Annotated in this window: 14 protein-coding genes and 1 riboswitch; of the genes, 7 read left to right on the top strand and 7 right to left on the bottom strand. The window is 36.4% G+C overall.

Features of this window, described 5'->3' with window-relative positions:
* Positions 1-91: 91 nt before the first annotated feature.
* Entirely contained in the window at positions 92-15145 is a 15054-nt protein-coding gene (locus tag PQF83_RS02740) for a beta strand repeat-containing protein (RefSeq protein ID WP_001123077.1), read from the bottom strand.
* A gap of 122 nt (positions 15146-15267) precedes the next feature.
* Here PQF83_RS02740 and PQF83_RS02745 point away from each other — a divergent pair, with 122 nt between their 5' ends.
* Positions 15268-16128 (top strand): GNAT family N-acetyltransferase, encoded by an 861-nt coding sequence (locus PQF83_RS02745; protein WP_000147214.1) that lies wholly within the window; start codon positions 15268-15270, stop codon positions 16126-16128.
* A 34-nt stretch (positions 16129-16162) separates the two neighbouring features.
* Here PQF83_RS02745 and PQF83_RS02750 read toward each other — a convergent pair whose 3' ends face one another.
* A complete protein-coding gene (locus PQF83_RS02750) occupies positions 16163-16723 on the bottom strand; it encodes an isochorismatase family protein (RefSeq protein ID WP_000806348.1) in 561 nt (186 codons plus the stop codon).
* 183 nt (positions 16724-16906) lie between these two features.
* Between PQF83_RS02750 and PQF83_RS02755 the strand changes: the two genes are divergently transcribed.
* Complete coding sequence (locus tag PQF83_RS02755) at positions 16907-17167, top strand: DUF6123 family protein (RefSeq protein ID WP_001195212.1); 261 nt, start codon at positions 16907-16909, stop codon at positions 17165-17167.
* Positions 17168-17169: 2 nt separating this feature from the next.
* Here the strand turns inward: PQF83_RS02755 and PQF83_RS02760 are convergent, their stop codons facing one another.
* The 3 genes from PQF83_RS02760 to PQF83_RS02770 all read right to left on the bottom strand — a co-directional run bounded on the left by PQF83_RS02760 (position 17170) and on the right by PQF83_RS02770 (position 19418).
* Positions 17170-18075 carry a DMT family transporter gene (locus tag PQF83_RS02760; protein WP_000711157.1) on the bottom strand — a complete coding sequence of 302 codons (906 nt, stop codon included), beginning with the start codon at positions 18073-18075 and terminating at the stop codon, positions 17170-17172.
* A gap of 13 nt (positions 18076-18088) precedes the next feature.
* Positions 18089-18475 carry a reverse transcriptase-like protein gene (locus PQF83_RS02765; protein ID WP_000573871.1) on the bottom strand — a complete coding sequence of 129 codons (387 nt, stop codon included), beginning with the start codon at positions 18473-18475 and terminating at the stop codon, positions 18089-18091.
* Positions 18476-18545: 70 nt separating this feature from the next.
* Entirely contained in the window at positions 18546-19418 is an 873-nt protein-coding gene (locus tag PQF83_RS02770) for an aldose 1-epimerase family protein (RefSeq protein WP_000127428.1), read from the bottom strand.
* Positions 19419-19550: 132 nt separating this feature from the next.
* Positions 19551-19595: riboswitch (PreQ1 riboswitch) on the top strand.
* A gap of 6 nt (positions 19596-19601) precedes the next feature.
* Here PQF83_RS02770 and PQF83_RS02775 point away from each other — a divergent pair.
* The 3 genes from PQF83_RS02775 (at position 19602) to PQF83_RS02785 (ending at position 21087) form a co-directional block, all read left to right on the top strand.
* Entirely contained in the window at positions 19602-20087 is a 486-nt protein-coding gene (locus PQF83_RS02775; protein WP_001026467.1) for a QueT transporter family protein, read from the top strand.
* Between the two features lie 151 nt (positions 20088-20238).
* Complete coding sequence (locus PQF83_RS02780) at positions 20239-20898, top strand: ribonuclease H family protein (RefSeq protein WP_000875516.1); 660 nt, start codon at positions 20239-20241, stop codon at positions 20896-20898.
* 12 nt (positions 20899-20910) lie between these two features.
* The gene (locus PQF83_RS02785; RefSeq protein WP_000358801.1) at positions 20911-21087 is read left to right on the top strand and encodes a zinc-finger domain-containing protein; all 177 of its coding nucleotides are present in this window, start codon (positions 20911-20913) and stop codon (positions 21085-21087) included.
* A 33-nt stretch (positions 21088-21120) separates the two neighbouring features.
* Here PQF83_RS02785 and PQF83_RS02790 read toward each other — a convergent pair whose 3' ends face one another.
* Together PQF83_RS02790 and cspB are read right to left on the bottom strand one after the other, a co-directional pair.
* Positions 21121-21369 carry a DUF2564 family protein gene (locus PQF83_RS02790; RefSeq protein ID WP_000534391.1) on the bottom strand — a complete coding sequence of 83 codons (249 nt, stop codon included), beginning with the start codon at positions 21367-21369 and terminating at the stop codon, positions 21121-21123.
* Positions 21370-21488: 119 nt separating this feature from the next.
* On the bottom strand, positions 21489-21686 hold the full coding sequence (cspB, locus tag PQF83_RS02795) for a cold shock-like protein CspB (protein ID WP_001161727.1): 198 nt from the start codon (positions 21684-21686) through the stop codon (positions 21489-21491).
* A 263-nt stretch (positions 21687-21949) separates the two neighbouring features.
* On the opposite strand from cspB, the gene PQF83_RS02800 reads away from it, so the two are divergent.
* Positions 21950-22678 (top strand): YqcI/YcgG family protein, encoded by a 729-nt coding sequence (locus tag PQF83_RS02800; protein ID WP_001005933.1) that lies wholly within the window; start codon positions 21950-21952, stop codon positions 22676-22678.
* A 137-nt stretch (positions 22679-22815) separates the two neighbouring features.
* Entirely contained in the window at positions 22816-23448 is a 633-nt protein-coding gene (locus PQF83_RS02805; RefSeq protein WP_000466557.1) for a LysE family transporter, read from the top strand.
* Positions 23449-23456 lie beyond the last annotated feature (8 nt).

Below are 23456 nucleotides of genomic sequence, written 5' to 3' on the forward strand. Positions count from 1 at the left end.
CTTGGACGAGTTATTGGGTAGCACGATAAAAGTAATGAAAAAGAGATTGTAATTTGGTTGAAACCAAATTACAATCTCTTTTTTGTTTTAATTAATCCCACCAAATCCAAGTCCAAAGGTGATTTCTTACATTTCGAGGAGTGATCCGTATGAAGTGTTCACCGTCAAAGAAGCAATTGAAATTTGGAAGTGTTTCATCCGGATTTTCTGGAACAAAGGTGACAATGTTTTCGTTACTTAAAACAGTTACTGTAATTGGTGGATCGGTAGGCGAGACTTGAAGTTGTAACGAAATATTAGCTGTATTTTTAAATTCATTAGTAACAGGTGGACTTATTACTTGTACTGTGAATAACACAATAATTGTTTCGTTTGGCTCCAAATTAGTAGCGACTAGGAAACCAATATTCGGATTCGCTAGTGGAGAGCGTTCTCCGTTAATGGAGACAGTGCCGTTCATAAACTGTAAACCTACTGGAATAGTATCCTGTAACGAAATATTTAAGAGTGAAATTTCAGAAGTATTTGTAATACGCACCGTGTAATCAAAATATTGATTGAAATAAGCTGAGCTGACGGAAGCGTTTTTCGTGACTGTCGCAGTTACAAATTGAACTGGTATACGAACAATATTTGAATTAACAACGAAAGTAATAATCGGAGCCTGTGGTGTCAATTGGAAAGCGGCTGTAACTGATGCAGAATTTATAATTGTACTGTTTGAAGGAATAGAAGTGACGAGAACTTTAAATGTTATCGTTGCTACTCCATCTGCAGGTAAAGAGCCGATATTCATACCAGTGTCTGGACGGATATTTGGAACTTGAGTACCGTTAATTGATACGCTGTTTTCTATAAATGTTGTACCGGCTGGAATTATATCTAGGACGGAAGTACTGATTGTAGGAATTGGTGAATGATTTATCACCTCTAACGTGAAAGTTATGATGTCCCCTGTCGCCACGATAGATTTATCGGCTGTTTTTTCAATACTAACCATTGGATCAACTATTATTGTTGTAACAGTATTTGTTTGCTTTGTAACGGTATTTATTTGCCTTGTAATCGTAATAGGAGGTTCGATTGGACCGACAATAGGCGTATAAGAAATAGTAGCATCGTTATTGATTGTAGATTGGAGAGTAGAAGAAGATATTGTCACTTGGAATGTAATAATAACAGATTCATTTGGAGCAAAATTTCCTAACGTAATACCATTTTCAGGATTCGCATTAGGTTGATTGATTCCGTTAATCGTAACACTACCAATAACAAATGTCGTATCTACTGGCGCTATGTCTACTAGAAGAAGGTCCTCAATAGTGATGTTACCATTATTAGTAATCGTAATGGTATACGTTAAAGTTTGACCAGGTAAGGCACTCGTGAAATCAACAGCTTTAATCGCAATGACATTATCATTTTGTACGGTTGTTGTAACAGTATTTGTTGTAGTCGTATTTGTAACAGGTACGTTATTTGGGTTGACTATATAGTTAAAAGTAGTGATTGCTTGGTTGTTGAGTTCGTTTTGTATTGGAATAGAAGTCACAGTTACTTGGAATGAAGCGATAGCGTCTCCATCTACAATTATAGTACCAATTGGTATGCCACTTACTGGATTAACTCCCGGAAGAGTTTCTCCGTTTACAATAACGCTATTTTCTATAAATGTGGTACCTTGAGGAATCATATCTTGAATGATTACATCATTTACTGCAACATTACCAGTTTGATTGAGTGTAATCGTATACGTTAACGTATCACCGACAGTTGCAAATGCAAGGTCAACAGCTTTATTACTATTTAAAGTCGCGTGATTAATTTCTGTTACGGCAGCTGATGAAATAATAGTTTCGGTAATAGGTGGTCGATCTGGTAACGTGTATTGAAATTCAATTGTACTCGTGTTAGAGATTGGATTTGTTTGTGGAATCGAAGTAACTCGTACTTGGAATAGAATAGTTGCTGTTGTATTAGGCGGAATGTTCTCAATTTGTATCCCGCTAAGTGGATTGTCATTTGGACGAGCGTCGCCATTCACAATAACACTGTTCTCTATAAAGTTCGTATTTGCTGGGATGATATCTGTCACGATAATGTTTTCTACTTGTATATTCCCATTGTTTGTGATGGAAATTGTGTAAGGGATAATCGTTTGTAGGTCAGCGTATTGGATAGGCGTTGTTTTTGTTACGACTACAGTAGCAGTAATAACTTCAGTGAAGGTAATATTACTAGTCGATATTTGTTCTTCTCCATTTATCGTATAACGAGAAGTTGATTGATTTTGAACATGGCCGCTAGCTGGAAGCGCTATGACGGTAACAGAAAATGTGACTGGGATAGAAATGTTAGGAGCAATCGTTCCTACAAGTATACCGGTACTTGGATTGGCGTTAAGCTGCGGAATGTTATTTACTAAAACGCTACCGTCAATAAAGGTAGTTCCACCAGGAATATTGTCTGTAAATACAACAGCAGTGGCATCTGTATTCCCTGTATTCGTTAAAGTTGTTGTATAAGTTAAAATGTCACCAATTGTTACAGAAGTCAAATCAACAGTTTTAAGTGAAACGATATCAGCATCATTAATTTGAACGAAAGTAGTGTTGGAATTAGTCGATTTTTGAATTGGTGCAAAATCAGGGTTGAAAATAAAGTCGTAGACGATGTTTGCAGTATTAGGTGTTGGGTTTATAGCAGGTAAATTCGTAACGGAAACTTGGAACGTTATTGTAGTCGCTTGACTTGACGCAATATTAGGAATAGAAAAACCGATATTTGGATCTGCTGCAGGAAGTACCGTGTTGTTAACTATTACACTTCCTGGAATAAAGACTGCTCCATCTTCTATCGTATCTGTAAAAAAGATGGAGTTAGTTGTAGTGGATCCGTTATTTTGAATGAGTACTGTATATTCAATAGTTTCATCAATATTAGCTAATATTGTATTAGCAGATTTTGTAGCGATAAGAATAGCATCAATAAATTGTATATTTGTAGTATTGGAAGATGTCGTTTCTGAAATTGGTGGTAAGCTTGGGTCCGGCTGATACTCATAGTGGATGACGGCGATATTATTAATGTTATTTTGAGGAGGTATAGAGACTACATTTACTTGGAATGTAACGATAATTGTATTGTTTGGGAGGAGAATATTAAGGGTGATTCCGGTAATTGGATTCTCGTTAGGTCTTGGTATACCATCTACAAGAATGCTATTTGGAATGAATGTGGTGCCAGCAGAAATTGCGTCAATTAGGAGAGTATTTGTAATAGGTACTGTACCAGCGTTTGTAACGGCGACTGTATATGTGATGATTTGACCTATGCGTGTAATAGATCTGTTAGCAGATTTAAGTGCACTAACATTGGCTGTACGGACTTCAGTAGTTACTGCATTTGATAACGATCTACGCTGAATAATTGGAGAACTAGGCTCAATTTGGTATTCATACGAAGTGTCTGAAATGTTAATGACTGTATTGCCAGGAGGTATACTTGTAAGTTGTACTTGGAATGAAATAGTGACTGTTTCATCTGGTTGTATCGTGCCAAGAGTTATTCCATTTTCAGGGTTCGCACCAGGCTGAATGACATTATTTATTGATAAGCTATCTTCAATGAATATAGTACCTTCTGGAATATTGTCAATGAACAATGTATTGTTAGCCGGAACAGTTCCTATATTTTGTAGTGTATTTGTGTAGGTAATATTTTGCCCGATGGATACGAAAGTAACATCTGCCTGCTTAACAGAAATAATATTTGCATTTTGAAGTGATGTTGTAACGATATTAGAAGTTGCAGAGCGATTCACTGGGGGAGCTGTAGGAATGCTTACATATTGGTACGTTGCTGAAGATTGATTTACAATTTCGGTTTCAGTAGGTGGATTGTTTGTTTGTACTTGAAATAGTATTGTTTTGGAACTATTTGATGGGATCGTTCCAATTGATATTCCGTTTTCTGGATTTGTATCAGGCTGAAGTACACCGTTAATTGTGACACTGTCGGGAACGAATGTAGTCCCAGCTGGAATCGAATCTGTAAAAATAATATTTATTGCGTCAACATTGCCGATGTTTTTCACTTCAGAAATATAAAGTATCGTTCCACCAATATCTACAGTTGTTGGATTGGATGTTTTTGTAATTGTTAATTGTGCTTGCACGAAATTTGTAATGACGATATTACTAGTAGATGTTTCCGTAATAGGCGGTTGCCCTGGATCTGGTTGAATTGTATATGTTGTATTGGATTGATTTGTAATCGATTGTTGCGAGAATGGATCGTTAATAAGAATTTGGAACGAAATAAGGTGAGTAGCGTTTGCTGCTAGGTTAGGCAAAGTAACACCTGCATTTGGATTTGCACCAAGTATAGCTGTTCCGTTAAGTGTAAAACTATTTTCTACGAATGTAGTCCCTTCTGGAATCGTATCTGAAAATAAAAGATTAGTAGCTGGAATATTTCCGGTATTTTCTAGTGTTATCGTATAGGTCAAAATATCACCTGTTGTTGCTTGTTGTGCATTGACTGCTTTTAATGAAAGAACATTCGCATCCGAAATTTGTGTGACTGCTGGATTAGACGTTATTGTTCGAGAGATGATAGGAGCGGTTGGATCGGCGATAAAAGTATAGGCAATACGGGCTATATTAGAAATTGGATTCACGCTTGGAATGGATTGAACGATCACTTGGAATGTTATGGTGATAATGTCTGAAGGCGCTATGGAGTTTAATGGTATCCCTACGTTTGGATCGGCACCTGGAGCTGAAACGCCATTAATGGTTACGCTATTCGGAATAAATGCAGTTCCTTCTGGGACCAAATCTGTTAAAGTAACTGTATTTGCAGTTGTATTCCCGTTATTTTGAACGACTACAGTGTAAGTGATTGTACCGTTAGTAGATTGTACGAGAGAATCTGTATTTTTAATTACAGACAGCGATGCATCAACGACAGCTGTACTAACCGTATTAGATGAGGAGGTTGCTGTAACTGGAGGTTGACTCGGATCGACAATATACGTGTAACTTGTAAGTGCTTGATTTATAATTGCTCCTTGCGGTGGAATAGAGTTTGCAAGAAATTGGAACGTAATCGTAGCAGAATCACCTGGTGCGATAATACCAACTGGAATACCGAGAGTTGGACTTGCATCTGGAAGTGAAATCCCGTTAAGCGTGACACTATTTGGAACAAATAATGCCCCTTCAGGAACACCGTTAATGAGTAATACAGAGTTTGCAGGGAAGTTCCCAGTATTCGTTAATGTTGCTGTATACGTAATGATATCTAAGGTAGATACGATTGTTCGATTTGCCTCTAAAATAGTTGTAACAGTCGCGTTATTAATTTGTGTTGAAGCGCTATTAGAAGTTATTGTGCCGGTAACAGGAGGAGCCGCCGGATCAACGATGAATGCATATTGAATAGATGCAACGTTTGTAATTGGATTTGAAGGTGGGGTAGATGTAACTATGACTTGGAAAGTAACAGTTAAGGAACTACCCGCGCTAACGGTCCCGATAGTAACTCCACTATTTGGATTGGCACCTGGAATGGTATTTCCATTTACAGTAAAACTATTTTCAACAAAGGTCGTTCCTGCTGGAATGAGGTCTGAGAAATTTACATTCGTAGCATTTGTATTGCCGCTATTTTGAATTAAAACGGTATAAGTGATTGTGTCGCCAATATTTGCAAAGGCTGTACTAGCAGTTTTTACAGCTGAAAGTATTGCTGAATGAATAGAAGTAACGAAGACGTTCGTTTCCACGTTGCCAGGCTGAGCCTGTAATGCATTGCCTACGTTATATTGGAAGTTCACAAATCCTAAGTTTTGGAGTTCAGGAGTGAATGTTGTCGGATTGCTTACAATTTGAACTTGGAATATGATTGTTACAGTTTGATCTGGATTGACTGTATTTATGCTAACACCATCAATGATAGAAGCGGATGGTAATGAAGTACCGTCAACAACAACTGATCCTGTAACAAATTGTGTCCATGAAGGTAAAGGGTCTGAGAAAACAACGTTGTTAGCTGGAATATTTCCTGTATTCGTAATCGTAGTTGTATACGTAATCGTATCACCAATCGTTGCAAAAGCTTTATCTCCGATTTTAATCGTGTTTAAAATTGCACTTTCGATTTTTGTTGAAACAGTAGTAGAAGTAATATTTTTTGAAACTGGTGGATTAGCCGGATTAACGATATGTTGAAAGTTAACGCTAGCTTGATTGGTAATTGGATTTATAGGCGGGATTTCATCTGCGATAATATTAAATGCCACAATGACAGATTGGTTTGGCGCGATATCACCAATTGGAACCCCTGTAACGATATCTGCAGTTGGGATGCTAGTTCCGTTAAGTGTAAAACTATTCGGTTCAAATGAAGTTCCATCTGGAATAAGATCGGTAAAAATAACATTTGTTGCACTAACATTTCCGCTATTTGTAATTGTAACGGAGTAGACAATATCTTGCCCAATGTCAACCGTAGATACATTTGAATTTTTTTGTGCAGTAAGGATAGCGCTATTAATTTGTGTGGTTGTTGTATTAGATTGATTAGAAGTTGTAATAGATGGCTGGCTAGGGTCAACGACATAATGATATGTGATAGAAGCAGAATTAGAAATAGGATTAAGTGTAGGAAGTGTAGTAACAGTTGCTTGGAATGTGACAATTGCCGTATTACCACCATTAATGGAACCGATATTTACACCAGTAGATAAATCAGCATTTGGAATGGTTTGCCCATTAACTGTGAAACTATTTGGAACGAAACTTAAATTGCTATCAAGTATATCGATGACGGTAACATCAGTTGCAGCCACATTCCCGGTATTAGGGAGGTTAAGTGTAAATGTTATTGTATTACTAACATCCGCAAAGGTAAGATCTGCCGTTTTTGTACTTATAATATTTGCATTATTTATTTGAAGAAGCGTAGTGTTGGAAGTAGCTGAACTCGACACTGGAGGGTTAACAGGATCAACAGTAAACTCATATGTCGTTGATGCTGTATTCGGTGCTGGATTAATAGGTGGAATGCTGCTAACTGTAACTTGAAAGACGATACTATATATTTCATTTGGTGGAAGTGCTGCAAGTAATACACCTGTATTTGGATTCGCGTTAGGTTGTAAAACGCCATCGACGGTTAATGTGTTAGGAACAAATGTGAGTCCACTTGGTAATACATCTGTGAATACTATATTAGTTGCATCCGTATTTCCTATATTGGAAATAGAAGTAGTATAAAAGGCAGTTTGCCCGATATCTGCAAAGGATGCACTTTCATTCTTCGTCATAGATAATATGGCTTCTTTAATTTGCGTTGAAACAGGATTGCTAATTGAAGTTTCTGTATCAGGCGGTGAGATTAATTGATAAGATGTTGATGAGAAATTTACCATTGGGTTTTCGGTTGGTAATGAGATCACGTTTACTTGGAAGGAAACATTTACTGTAGCCCCCGCTGTTATCGGTCCAATATTTACACCGTTTACTGGATTCGCACCACTTTGAGAAACTCCATTAATGGAAAATGTGTTTGCAATAAATGTAGTTCCGCTCGGCATAGTATCTGTGAAAATAACATTTTGTGCAGATGAATTTCCATTGTTTGTTAAAGTGACAGTATAAGTGAGTGTATCTCCGATGTGGCTAAATGCTTTATCAACTTGTTTAGATGAAAGAATGGTAGCTGTATTAATTGTAGTAAATGTTGTGTTTGAAGTAACATTTCTTGAAACAACTGGTGCATTTGGATCAGCGATAAATGTGTAAGAAGCAGTAGCGGAATTGGCAATAGGATTTTGGGCTGGTGTAGAAGTAGCGGTAACTTGAAATACTATAGATATTGAGCTGTTAGGAGCAATTGATCCAATTGTTATGCCGGTATTAGGATTGAGCCCGATTTGTGTAATGCCACCTATTGTAACACTATCAGTAATAAACGTTGTACCATTTGGTATAAGATCAGTGAAAGTAATATTCGTAGCGTTTGTATTACCGATATTTGTCAAAAGTGTCGTATAGGTAATGGTATCACCTAGTGTTACAAGTGTTTGATCTATAGATTTCACCATCGTTATCATAGCATCTAGTACCGGGTTTGTAACGATATTCGTTGAAGTAGAAGTTGTAATAGGAGTTCCGTTTGGATCGACAGTATAAGAATATAAAATTGTGTCACTACCCATAATTGAACTTGAAGGGGGAACAGAAAGAACAGTTGCTTGGAAAGTAACGGTTACTGTTTCACCAGGCGCGATATTTGGTATAGTTACTCCAAGTGCTGGTTGCGCACCAGATTGCTGAACCCCATTTATTTTGACTGAGTTTGTTATAAAGGTAGTGTTAGCTGGAATTGCGCTCGTGAACGTTATATTCGTTGCAGTCGTATTTCCTGTATTTGTAATAGTTGTTGTATACGTAATCGTATCTCCAACAGAAATGATAGATTTATCAACGCTTTTTTGGGTCGTTAATATTGCACTATTAATTGTTGTCGAAACAGAATTAGATACATTCGTTTGTGTTACGGCAGGTTGGCTAGGATCAACCACATGTGCAAATTGTACAGAACTAAAATTAGAAATTGGATTTATACTTGGAATGTTTGTAACAAGTACATTAAGAGTAATCACGGCCGTTCCATTTGGGTTTATATTTCCAATCTGAATCCCGTTAGATGGATTTCCGATTTGCTGTGTACCAGAATCGTTTGTAAGAGTGCCAGATATGAATGCCGTTCCATCAGGTAAAGTATCCGTGAAAATTATATTTTGTGAAGTGACATTTCCAGGGTTGCTTAATGTAATTGTATAAGAAATTGTATCGCCAATCGTTGCGAAAGTTTTATCTACAGATTTGATTGCCACAATTTCCCCAGAATTTATTTGTGTCGAAACAGAATTAGATGTCGTATTTCGTGAAACAAGTGGTAAATTAGGTCCTGTCATAAATTGATAATCAATAGAAGCACCGTTTACAACTGGTGAGTTTGGTCCTCCAGGTCCGATTGTAAAAATAGGATTTGGGATGCTAACTACTTGCACACGGAAGGTAACATTTATAAAATCTCCTGCAATAATATCTCCAATTGGTATCCCGTTCGCTGGACTTACTCCAGGAAATAAAACCCCACCTACTCGAACGCTATCTTCTATAAATATTGTATTATTTGGAATCGGATCTGTAAAAATGATATTCGTAGCAGTTGTGTTCCCTATATTTTCTAATAAAACAGTATACGTTAAAAATGAATTTCCAGGTGCGATGTCAGAAAATAGTCGATCCACACTTTTCGTTGCTTGAATAATCGCTTCGTTAATTTGAACTAAAGTTGGATTACTTGTAGCTGTTTCTGTCACCGGCGGCTGGGTAGGATCAACAATGATAGAGTATGTTGTGCTAGATTGGTTCAATGTTGGATTTGTAGCTGGTATTGAGCCAACAATAGCTTGAAAGCTAATTGTTATCGTTCCTCCAACTGGAATTGCGTCTAAAGAGATTCCGCTATCTGGTCTAAATCCAAGTTGTGGGATGGAGTTAATTTGTACACTATCAGGAACGAATGAAAGTTCGGGTGGTAATATATCGATAAAAACAGGTGTGTTTGCGGTAGTATTTCCGCTATTAGTGAGGGTAGTTGTATACGTAATTATATCTCCAACAGCAGCAAATGCGCTGCTTGCAGTTTTTGTTGCGATAACGGAAGCTGTATTTACTTGTGTAAAGGTTTTATTGGATTGAACTGTTCGTGAAACAGGCGGCTCATTTATATCAACAATAAAGCTATATTGAAGCGATGATTTGTTAGGAATTGGATTAGGGTTGGGTAGTGTTGTAATGTTTACTTGAAAACTGAGTGTAATCGATGCATTTGCATTCAAGTTACCAATATTGATACCGTTTTGTGGATTTGCATTCGGGACGGTTACACCATTTATCTTAAAGCTATTTGGGACAAAGGCAGTACCATTTGGAATTGTATCTGTAAACACAATGTTGTTCGCAGTAGTATTTCCTGTGTTTGTAACAGATGAAGTGAATGTAATCGTATCACCAATTGTAGCGAAAGTTGTACTCGCATTTTTATTTAAAACTAATGTAGCATCAATAATTGGAGTAACCGTTGTATTTGTAATTGTACTATTAACAGCAGGTGATTGGTTTGGATTTACGGTATATTCATAATTTACAAGAGCATTATTTGTTAATGTGCCACTAGGTGGTATCGCTAAAATTTGTGCTTGAAAAGTAATGAATACAGTATCTCCTGGGGGAATATCTGCTAAGTGAATACCAAGTGATGGATCTAACCCCGGCTGCGGAATATTATTGATAGTTACAGAGTTTTGGACAAATGAAGCGCCTGCGCCGAGTCCATCTGTTAAAACTGTAGCACTAGCAGTAATATTTCCTGTGTTCGTAACTGCAATCGTATAAGTAACGATATCCCCAATTGCAGCTGTCGGTGTATTTACTGACTTCGTAGCGACGATTGTAGCGTTATTAATTTGAGTTGTTATTACGTTACTTAACGCATTAGCGGATGCTGGAGGTAAGTTAGGATCTATGACATATTGGTACGCTGTATTGCTTTGGTTCGGGATTGGATTTGGATTAGGAATGGAATTTACTATTATTTGAAATGAGATTGTTGCACTTGTATTAGGGTTTATTGGATCAATTGCAATTCCACTTGCTGGATTTGTATTAGGGAGTGTATTTCCATTTACTGTTACACTATTAGGGATAAATGATGTTCCGTTTGGAATTACATCTGTAAAAATTACATTTGTTGCAAGTGTGTTCCCGTTATTCGTTAAAGTAGTCGTGTACGTAATAATATCATTTACGTTAGCAAACTGTTTATCTGCCGATTTCACAGCGGCAATCGTAGCATTATTAATAGTTGTCTGTACGGTGTTAGAGGCCAACATCTGCGTTACAACTGGTTTGGATGCATCGTACGTGTATTGGAATGTAGTGCTCGATTGATTCGTAATCGGATTTGGACTAGGAATAGTTGGTACAGAAACTTGAAATGAAACAGTACGTGATGAATTCGCTCCTATCGTACCAATTAAAATGCCATTAGCCGGGTTTGCATTAGCTATAGGGACGCCGTTAATCGTTACAGTGTTAGGAAGGAAGATGGTACCAGCTGGAATGATATCTGTAAACGTTACATTAGAGGCAGGGATATTGCCGTTATTCGTTAAAATCGTTGCATAAGTTATGACATTACCAACATCAGCGAAATTTGTACTTGTTAGTTTCGTAGCGACAATATTAGCAGTATTAATTTGTGTCGTTACTATATTACTAGTAGCATTTCTCACAACAGCAGGTAAATTTGGATCGGCAATAAAGCTATATTGAAGTGCGGCGCTGTTTTGAACTGGATTTGGTGAAGGTAAACTGGTTGCACTAATTTGGAAAACAATTGTTGTAATTCCGCCTGCTGGAATCGTACCAACTTGAAGGCCAACACTTGGATCCGCACCTAGCTGTAAAGCACCACCTATAAAAATACTATTTGGTACGAGAGTCGTACCAGGAGGTAGTATATCAGTAACAACAACATTATTTGCAGTAGTATTTCCTGGGTTAGCTAGGGCAATGGTATATGTGATTGGTTGCCCAACATCAGCAATAGTTAAATCTACCTGTTTGACAATAACTACATTTGCTACATTAATTTGTGTACTTACAGTATTACTTAAAGATGTTTCTATAGTTGGTGGATCGCCCGGATTTAAAATAAAACTATACTGTGTACTAGATGAATTTATTGTTGGATTTTGTGTTGGTAAAGAGGTGACAGTTACTTGATAAGAGACGGTAAGTGAGCCGTTCGCAGGAATGGAAGGTAACGGAACACCGACATTTGGATCGGCGTTATTTTGGAGTACACCATTAATAAGGAAAGTGTTTTGGATAAAGGTAGTACCGTCTGGATTCGTATCTACGAAAGTAGGGCTATCAGCAGAAACACTTCCTGCATTCGTTAAAACGACGGTATAAGTTAATACATCTCCTACAGTAGCGAACCCTTTATCTACTGTTTTGGCTGAAATGACATTTGCATCGTTTACTTGCGTAAATGTAGTAGTTGAAGTAGTGTTCTTACTTACAGGCGAAGCGTTTGGATCAACAATAAAGTTATAAGAGATGGAGGCACTATTTGAAATAGGGTTTGGGTTTGGAATGCTAGTGATTAATACTTGGAATGAAGCTGTAATCGTAGTATTAGCATTGATGCTACCAATATTGATGCTAGCTGGTGTTGCGCCCGGCTGAGTAACACCGTTAACGATAACACTGTTCGGTACAAAGGAAGTCCCGTTCGCTATTGAATCGGATAGTACTACATTGTTTGCTGTAACATTCCCATTGTTTGTAAGAGCGAAGGTGTAAGTTAATACATCTCCAACTTCCGCAAACGTTTTATCTACAGATTTAGTAGCTTGAAGGTTTGCTAGTCTAATTGTTGATGTAACAGAATTAGAATTTGCTGTTTTTGAAGTTGGTGGCAGACTAGGATTTACAGTGTATAAATAAGAAACGAAAGCATTATTAATGATAGGATTTTGGGCGGTAATATTGATGACAGTTACTTGGAAAGAAAGTGTAAAAGTAGCTCCGCCAGGAATTGTACCGATAGGTAAAGCAACGAGAGAATCTACATTTTGCAAAATGCCGTTTAGTGTTACAGTACCAGGAGTTAAAATTGTTCCATTTGGAAGTGGATCTGTTAATTGCACGTTAGTTGCAGCTGTATTTCCACTGTTTGTAATAAGAATTGTATAACTGATTGTTTCGCCAATTGTAGCAAATTGTTTATTTGTTGATTTTGTTAATGTTACATTCGCATTATTAATTTGAGTGGAAACGAGATTAGAAGAAATATTTTTTGTAACGGGTGATTGGCTAGGGTTGACGATGTATTGATAAGAAGCGTTTGATCCATTAGATACGACATTTGACGCGGGTATTGTATTTACTACTACTTGAAATGAAACGTTTTTTGTTGTACCAGTTGGGATCGATCCAATGTTCACGCCGTTAGCGGGATTTGCTCCCACTTGTGTTGTGCCATCTATTGTTAAACTGTTAAGGACAAAAGTCGTTCCAGTAGGAATAGCGTCTGTAAAAATAATGTTGTTCGCATTTGTATTACCTGTACTTGTAAAGGAAACGGTGTACGTTAGTGTATCACCAATATCAGCGAAATTTTTATCTACTGCTTTTGCCATAGTGACAGTAGCGTTATTCACTTGAGTGGAGACAATATTCGTTGTATCAGTCCCACTTACTGCCGGTTGATTTGGAACAGGAATGTATTGGTATGTTGTTGTACCACTATTTAATATTGGATTTGTTTGGGGAATAGAAGGAACAAATACTTGAAATGCAACAGTAGTCGTAGAATTAGCAGCAATAGATCCAATTGATATACCAGTAGCGGGATTTGCTCCTGCCTGAGTAACACCATTAACAGTTACACTCCCTGGAATGAAAGTAGTTCCGCTAGGAATCGGATCCGTATATATAACGTTCGTTGCGGCGATATTTCCTATATTAGCTAAAGCGATACTGTAAGTTAGCGTTTCGCCAATATCGGTAAAAAGTTTGTTAACTGATTTTGTTCCATTAATATCTGCGAGGTTAATTTGTGTTCCAGCAGAGTTGCTTGTAGCAAGACCGTTAAAGGTTGTTCCTCCAGCAATTGGTGTATATTGAAATGTAATATTAGCAGTGTTAGAAATCGGATTTGGATTTGGAAGTGAAACGACAGTCGCTTGGAAAGTTACTGTACGAGAAGCACTGTTATTAATTGTTCCAAGAGATATACCAGCAGCCGGATTAGCATTTGTTTGTGGTACGTTATCTACCGTTACAGTGCCAGGTATAAAGGAAGTACCGGTAGGAAGATTATCTATAAAAATAACGTTATTGGCGGGAAGAAGCCCTGTATTAGGAATCGTAACGGTATAAGTGACGACATCTCCAATTGCAGCGACACTTTTGTTTACGCTTTTCGTTGCTTGTATGTTAGGTGAATTTATGTTGATTTGTAAACCGACTGTATTTAACATATACGCGTCTCCGTTAGTAGTTAAACGGATGGCGGCGGACACTTGGGAATTTGTTAAATAAGGAGAAATATCAATAGAAGTAATGTCCCAGCCCTGTCTCCCGGCTGAGATGTTTGTACCTGTAGAGGCACTTTGATTTCGCGTTCCAAATGTCCCAGTTGTATCTAAGTTTCCAGCAGCATTATTGACCTGAGAACCAAAAAAATTATTTACAGCATTATTTGGCCCAGATAATGCATTTAATGAACTGAAATTGGGTCCAAATAAAGCTTGATCCCCCGTTAAATCAGCATCTCCTTCGGTAGAACTTAAAAATAATCTCCCGCTTACAGGGCCTCCTGAAGGTGTTAAAAATCCTGAGACAGATACATCGGCACTACCAGTTTCTGCAGAAACACGGTTGCCTGCTACATAAATCGTTAAGTTTCTTGCGGGTAATGTCCCGTTCTGATAAGCGACGATAAGCGTCCATCCAGCTGAATTAATTGTTCCATTAGAAGCATCTATAGGATCTACAAGTCCAGGGACAGCTCCTGTAGTATAGGAACCAGAACCTCCAGCTTGAATAAGAGTGGTTACGTCTGCTGAACGAGTGTAAAAGCCAAATGTAATAGAATTTGAAACGAAAGTTTGATTTGAAGCTGTAACAGCTGAAGGAGTAATCGAGTATGTTGAAACAGGTGTTGTAAAAGAAACCGGGTTTCCTAATACACTCGTAATGTTTTGATCACGAGATAAATAGTTTCCACCCCAAACGAGTTCCGCGTAAAGAATTGTACTACCAGCAGGGATATTTAAAATAGCGGTAGAACTATTTTGTGTATAGTTTAACGTTGTACCAGCAGGAAAAGTAGGTACTTGTAAAGCGGTATTCGTAGTTGCGAATGCACCAATTGCCCCGATTGTACCAGCACGGTTTTGATTACTAATTTTACTTAAGCCTAAAGTATTTCCTGTAATAGCGAGTGCGCCGTTAGTGGTGGTAGAAAATCGATTCGTAATGGGCATGTTGTCACCTCATTTACAATATAGTCTTGGTCAAAATAGGATATGTGTGTGACAAATAAAGGGTAACATGTACAAGTTGATTTAGTAATAATGATTTAAATGTCTAAATAAGGGGATGGAGAATGACTGGATTGAAAATAAGAGTGGAGCGTCTTAGGGAAGAACAAATAGGCGATATTGTATCATTATCTTCTTATATTGAGTGGGATTATAACAGAGAAGAAATTGAGACTATTTTTAACGCAGGGATTGTATACGGTGTTTGGAATGAGAGAAAGGAACTAATTGCTAGCGCGGCAATAATATTATATGGAGAGAAATTAGCGTCTATCGGAATGGTGATTGTACATCCAGATTATAAGGGGAGAGGGATTGGAAAAGCGATAACGAATTCATGCATTAAGAGCGTATCAGCTCATACTCCCATTATGCTGATTGCTACGGATGAAGGGAAACCTTTATATGAAAAATTAGGATTTAGGGCAGTAAGTTATGTTTCTAAATACATATGTAACTCGTACGATGCGAATGATTATTGTGTAAGAAATGAAGATTATATGATGAATTATAAAGAGGGTGATTTAGAAAAAATAATAAAAATAGATGAATATGCGTTTGGAACAAATAGAAAACAGTTTTTAAAGAAAAGAATTATGCAAAGTGATCAGTGTGTTGTTGTAAAGGATATAAAAGAAAATGTAATAGGATACGGTATAAGTATACAAACACCAGAAAATAAAATAATAGGGCCGGTTGTTGCTAAAAATGATGAGATGGCAATGAGAATTGTACATGATTTAGCAAAAGGGCATAATGATAAATTAAGAATTGATGTACTAGAAGGAAAGAAAGGTTTCATGAAAGTATTAGAGATTACCGGTTTCAAAAAGGTTAATACACCACCAATTATGATGAAAAATAGCGGTCAATTATTAAAAAGGAATAATGAGTTATATAGCATTGCAGCACAAATTTTTGGATGAAAAAGAATCCTTCTGGACGAAGGATTCTTTTTCGTTAATCACGATATTGATCGTGAGTTGGCTGAAAGAGGTCTTCCTCGATATCTCTCACCATAGAAAAATGATCAACATTATAATGACCATGGAGAATTTTATTATGGTGAGAGATAATTTGTTCTGCAGTCAATACGTCAGAATCAGTTGTGGAATGACCGTTTTTAATTAATGTAACATCAAAGCCTTGTACAGTTGCTGTCCTCACAGCAGTATCAATACAATGCTCTGTTTTACATCCGCCGATAACAATATGGTTAATCTTTTCTTCTTTTAAAAATTCAAGTAAAGAAGTGCTGTAGAATGCGTTTGTTGCTGCTTTATTAATAAGGATTGCAGACTGAGGTACTTGAATTTGATTATGTACTTCAAAGCCTACGCCACTACCAGAAGCAACATCAATATCTCTTACGAAAACAATAAGGGCATTTGAATCTATTGCTTTTTGCACGGCTGTATTTAATGTAGATAATAATTCGGTTTTATGAAAAACTTCACTTTCTTGTTCATTTCCATCCATTAATTCTTGCTGAGCATCGATAATTAATAGTGCTTGTTTCATCATGTCTCCCCTTTAATATGAAATAAGTTCCACTGTACATATTCCTTCATATTGTAAAGAAATCCTCCATTTATAAACGAAGTAGACGATTGATTTACAAAGTTGTCAAAGAAATTTCATTCTCATAGCTTATAAAAACATGTATGATAGGAAGTGGAGAATTTTTGAGTAGGTGGGAATAACATGCAAACAGTAGAAGATTATCTTTCATTCTTACATACGAAAGGATTTAAATTATCAGAGGAAGCACAAGGATTTATTATGTTCGGACAAGGATATACTGGTGCATCTGATGGCATTGTAAACGCAGCAATAGAAGCGACAATTAAGCATCAATTGCAGTTTGATGGCAGTTATTTTGTTGCGTTATTAGAACGATTGAAAGAAGAAGAGATTACAGATAAAAAAAGCGCGAAGGCTTTTATGCGGAAGTTACAAGCGTAACTTCACGCAGCCTGCGCTTCTTTTTTTGTTTTAGAAGGTAATTCAACAAAAACCATGCCTAGGAAAATACAGAGGCATCCGATAATAGCGGAAATAGAAAGTTGTTCGTTTGCAACGAGAACGCCTGTTAAGGCAGCGAAAACGGGCTCCATTGCGAAAATAATTGCTACTCTCGTTGGAGACGTATGTTTTTGTGCTGATGTTTGAATGAAAAAAGCAATGGATGTCGCGAACAAGGAAGTTAGAAATAGAGCAAATAAAAAGGAAGAATTCGTCCATAGTGCTACTGAAAATAATTTTTCCCAATCTTCAAACAAAAAGGCGCAAATAGAAGAAAACATACCGACAGCTAATACTTGCGATGTGCTTAACAATAAAGGTGATATTTTTTTAGAGAAGAATCCGTTAACAAGAATATGAGCAGCGAAAGCAACTGCACAACCGAGAACGAGTATATCTCCAATGTTTAATTGAAAAGAATCACCAGCTGTTAATAAGTATAAACCTGCTGTTGCTACAGCAATGCCAATTACGATAAAAATGGTAGCTTTTTGTTTTAAAAAGATAAAAGAAAGAATTGGTACCATAACGATACTAAGCCCTGTTAAGAAACCTGCTTTTGAAGAAGTTGTATAAAGTAAGCCGAATGTTTGTAATACATAGCCAACGCATAAAAAGAATCCAACGGTTAATCCAGCGAGACTACTCTGTTTTATATCTTGTTTTGAAGTTTTTTTTGAGAAAATCATTTGAACGAATAATAAAATAATTCCAGCGAATAAAAAACGTATACCATTAAAAGTAAATGGTCCAACGAAAGACATAGCATTTTGAACGACAACAAACGTAGCTCCCCAAATAAAAGACACAAATAATAAAGCAAGAGGAGCAATCCAATCTTTTTTCACACTCATACCCCCGTTAATTTTGTAAGATAGCTTTTCTAGCTAACTCATCAGCAACTTTATTTTGACTACTTGGAATCCACTTAATAAAAAAGAGATCGAAACTTTTTATGTACTGCAATGCTTCCTCTAATAGTGGTGCAAACATTTTATTTTTTGCGTATTCTTTTTCGACAGCCCTCTCCACAAGTTGCGAATCTGTACGAAAAGAGACAATGTTATAATTATGCTCCATGCAATATTTTAATGCCGCAAGTAAAGCGTGGTATTCTGCTTCATGATTGGACATTGTCCCAAGGGGCAATGATAATTGTACAGCGGGTTGAACCCCTTTAATAAACACACCTGCACCAGAAGGACCAGGATTTCCTTTTGATGCACCATCAATATATACTTCAATCAAAATGAGAAACCTCCAAATGATAAGATGATCCCCTACTTATATGTTTCTTTGAAGTAGGGGATAGAGTAACTTAGCCGATTGTAATACTATAACGACATGTAAATGTTTCATTCGCTTGTAAAGATTGAATTCCTTTTTTTTCCTTGAAATCTTTTGCTGGATTTACTTCATCAGCAATTCCGTACCAAGGTTCAATACATAAGAAAGGTGCATTCTCGCCTGGTGTCCATACGCCGACAAATGGGAATCCGTCAAATTCTACTTTTACGAATTTATTATGTTTATGAGAACGGATGGAGATTTCATCTGTATTCATATTTTCAAAAATAAGTGCATCGTTTTTAAATAGGTCGTATGTAAGTGGCAACTCATTCGTACTTTCAGCAATTAGTTGCTTCTTATTTGAAAGGTAAGGTCCTTCTAATACGCTCGTTTCTAAACGCTCTGGACCATTAAAAGATAGATGGTAATCTGTAAATGACTCGCCCTCTAATAACGGGAAATTGAAACCAGGATGTGCTCCGATTGAGAAGAACATCTCTTTTGAAGCAGGGTTATTCACTTCGTATGTTACATGAACGGTTTGTCCGTCTAGTTCATAAGAAACGAGTAATTTGAATTCATATGGGTATTTTTTTAATGTTTCTTCATTACTAGTTACAATGTAGGTGATTTTCGTTTCACTTTGTTCTTCTACAGAGAATGTAAGATCACGAGCAAAGCCGTGTTGTGTTAAAGAATAAGGTTTACCATCTACGTAGTATGTATTATCTACTAATCGGCCGACGATTGGGAATAAAATTGGTGCACGGCGTCCCCAATAAGTAGCATCACCTTGCCATAAGTATTCTGTATTGTCTTCTTTTAAGAGAACGCTTTGTAATTCTGCACCTTTGTCAGAGATGGTAACGATCACTTTTTCATTTTGAATTGTTGCAGTCATGAAATAAAACCTCCTAAATCTTTCATATATTTCATTATACGTTGTCTAAAAGAAAAAGGGTAGTTCATGGTAGGAATCTATTGACGAAAGGGGGGCTAACGCGTAAAATATAATCTTGTTGCTTAAAAAACGAATAACGTGGTTCGAAACCATCCCACGTAAAAAAACTAAGGAGATTTTGTCATGAATATTAGAACTTTAGTCGGTAATGGTATTTTAGCGGCATTATATATTGCTGTTTCTATGCTTATTCAGCCATTTGGCTTTACGAATGTACAGTTTCGTATTTCAGAGATGTTTAATCATCTCGTTGTATTTAATAAGAAAGCAATTTACGGAATTGTATTAGGTGTATTTTTAACGAATCTCTTTTTCTCACCTATGATCGCTTACGATTTAGTATTTGGAGTAGGGCAATCTATTCTTGCATTAGTTGCAACGATTATTTCTATGCGATTTATTAAAGGTGTTTGGGCTCGTATGATTTTTAATACAGTCATTTTTACAATTACAATGTTTATGATTGCAATTGAACTTCATCTTGCATTTGATTTACCATTCATGTTGACTTGGTTAACATGTGCAATCGGTGAATTTGTTGTTATGGCGATTGGTATGCCTGTAATGTACTGGATTAATAAACGAGTACAATTTGAAAGATTTATGTAATAGATGAAAGAGCTATTCCTATAGGGATAGCTCTTTTTGCATGTGATAATATTGAATATAATTCTTTGACTCTTGATAAAATATAATAAAATAAAGTGAGGCTTTCATTAGCTGGATACATATAAGAAGTCTTACATAAGGGGAATCTAGTATGAAATATAAAATTCATTGGTTATATAAAACAAAACGCGGTTTTCAGACGGAATTAACGACAGATTATATGAACATAGAAGAAGCACTTCAATTTGCGGAGGATTTCGAGAAAACAGGAAGAATGAAAGAATTATTATTTTACGATGAAATGGATGCAGAATGGTCATTAAAGGAAATGAAGAAGCTGAGCAAACAAGTGGAGGAAGAACCCCAAGAAATACTCGTTTATTTTGATGGCGGCTATGATGTACAGACGAAAGAAGCTGGTATAGGCATATGTGTATACTATAAAAAAGGAAATACAAAATACCGAATTCGCCGTAATGCATATATAGAAGGCATATATGATAATAATGAAGCGGAATATGCATCATTACTATATAGCATGAATATACTCGAGGAATTAGGGATTAAGTATGAAGCGGTCACGCTTCGCGGAGATTCTCAAGTTGTACTGCAGCAATTGGCTGGAGAATGGCCTTGTTATGATGAACATTTAAATCATTATTTAGACCAAATTGAGCAAAAAGCAAAGCAAATGAAATTAAAACTTGTATGTGAGCCTATATCAAGAAAACAAAATAAAGAAGCACATCAATTAGCTACGCAAGCATTAGAAGGAACAGTGATTGATAGTCATAAAGAAATAACCGAATAGAGAGGTGCAAAGGTGGATAAAAAGCAACTCATTACAGAGGTAAATGACTTATTAGAAACGTATTGTGAAGGATGTTTTTTGCGAGAACATAATCGAAAGACAAATAGTAAGTATTATGCTCATTCCTTTTGTATAAGACAATGTACAGTTGGAGAAACATTGAAAAAATATGGGGAACAGTTGTCATGAAAAAACATCCAGAGAAAACTCTCTGGATGTTTTTTAGTGCTTCGCTTCATTTAATTGATGCTCACACTCGCTTAATTTCTTTTCCTCATTTATTAAAAATGGCTCGTCTAAATCTGTTGCAACAGATTTCATAATTTCAAGCTGAGAGCGAGCTGCTTCTACAGCAGTAGTAGCATGCTCTAATGTATCTGGATCCATTGAAATTGTCGCTGATCCTACCATTTTTTGTGCTGTTTCTACACGGAATTTCACTTCTTCAAAATCATTTACTTCTGATCCCATTAATAATTCCTCCTTTGTATAGTGCGCATTTCACATAGTTTTTGCTCTGGAAAACGGAAATATACAAAGGAATAACAAAGGAGGTTACCAAGTAGGGTAACCTCCTGTCATATGTTGGATTAAAGTTTTACTACGTTAGCAGCTTGAGGTCCACGGTTTCCTTCAGTGATATCGAAAGATACTTCTTGACCTTCTTCTAAAGCTTTGTAGCCTTCGCCTTGAATAGCAGAGAAATGTACGAATACATCGTCAGCGCCTTCAATTTCGATAAATCCAAAACCTTTTTCGTTGTTAAACCATTTTACTTTTCCTTGCATGTTACAATTCCTCCTAAAAACATTTGCTTTTTTCATTTAGTGAAATTCATTTGAAAAGATAATATAAACTAAAAATGCTATAATCTTGAATATTCTGCTAAATGATTAATTTAAATATACACGAATTGGGAGAATTTAGTCAAGTAAGCGATTTTATTTTTTTGTATTTTTAAATAATTTTTTAACCAAATTTTTAAATAGGTATAGGACAGGCCAAGTATGTAATAGTCTTAATTGAATGCTATACATAATGGGGTGAAAGAATGAATGAGTCTTATTTATTAGATAATGAAGGAATGAGAATGAGAACGGATATACCAAATTGGGTTGCAAAAGAATTTGAAAATTTTTCTAACGTCGTATTAGAACCAACTTTCCCATGTTATTTTGGTTTAACTGCTTTGAAAAAGAATGAGCTTCGCTATTCCTTTCTATCTCATAATGATTGGAGTCATTTGCCGCATACAATGTTATCTTTTTTAGAGCTAATGAAAGAGCGTCCAATTGTAAGAAGAGGCTTTTTTCTTTTTGTAGAACCGGAATGTGAGGAGCAATCACTGGAATATTACCGCGATTACTTTTGGAAAGTACTACAATATTTACATGAAAACGATAAGGAAACATGGCCAAAGCAAATTCCTAAAGACCCAGACCATTACTTATGGGAATTTTCATTTGGCGGGGAACCGATATTCGCATTTGGAAACGCACCAGCCTATAAACAACGAAAAACTAGGCATTTAGGAAATTCTCTCGTTATTGGATTTCAGCCACGTACTATATTTGATGGATTAGAAGGGGATCGTCCTAAAGGAGCATATTCTAGGCAAACGGTCCGTGAGCGAGTTGAAAAGTGGGATCAGCTGCCGAAACATCCTAACATTAGTCATTATGGTGATTCGGATCATCGTGAATGGAAACAATACTTTATAGGAGACGATGTAGAACCGTTAAAAGGAAAATGTCCTTTTCTTCATAAGATAGAAAAGTAAGAGTCATCATCTGGATGGCTCTTTTGCATATTTTGGATAAAAAAGGGTATTTTAGTAGTAAATATTTTGAGGGAAGCTAGTCTATTTTTAATTATTACATCATTACTTAATAGTAAGGAAGTAGAAAGGATAGAGTGATGTTTGGAGCGATTATACAACAAATTGTATTAGGTATTTCATTAGCTGCGCCAGTAGGTCCGATTAATATTGAAATGTTAAAACGAGGAATTGAACGAGGTTTTTGGCATGCGTGGGTTGTTGGAATTGGTGGAATGACAGCAGATATTTTGTTTATGCTTCTCATCTATTTCGGTTTATCTTCTCTGTTTATGTATACATATGTACAAGCTTTTATGTATTGCACAGGGTTTTTCTTATTATTTTATTTAGGATTTCAAAGTGTAAAACAAGGAATTTCTCAATCGAATATGGAATATAAAAAAGAAGAGGTAGGCGGCCTTAAACAATCGTTTATGGCAGGTTTTTTAATTGCGATATCCAATCCATTAAATCTTGTTTTTTGGTTTGGTATATACGGAAGTACACTTAGCTCATTGCTTACGAAGGTAACGAAACAAGAAGCCTTTTTGTATAGTCTTTGTATTATCGTTGGTATTATTTTATGGAATGTAAATATTGCTTTTTCTGTCCATTTTGGCAGAACTTTATTAAAGCAAAAAGCACTTGGCTATATAACAGCCGGAGCAGGTATTATTTTAGTAGGATATTCTATCCATTTTGCATACAAAGCTTTACAGTTGTTCACATAAGATTGAAG

The organism is Bacillus sp. FF-1, assembly GCF_028548245.1.
Classification (GTDB): Bacteria; Bacillota; Bacilli; order Bacillales; family Bacillaceae_G; genus Bacillus_A; species Bacillus_A paranthracis.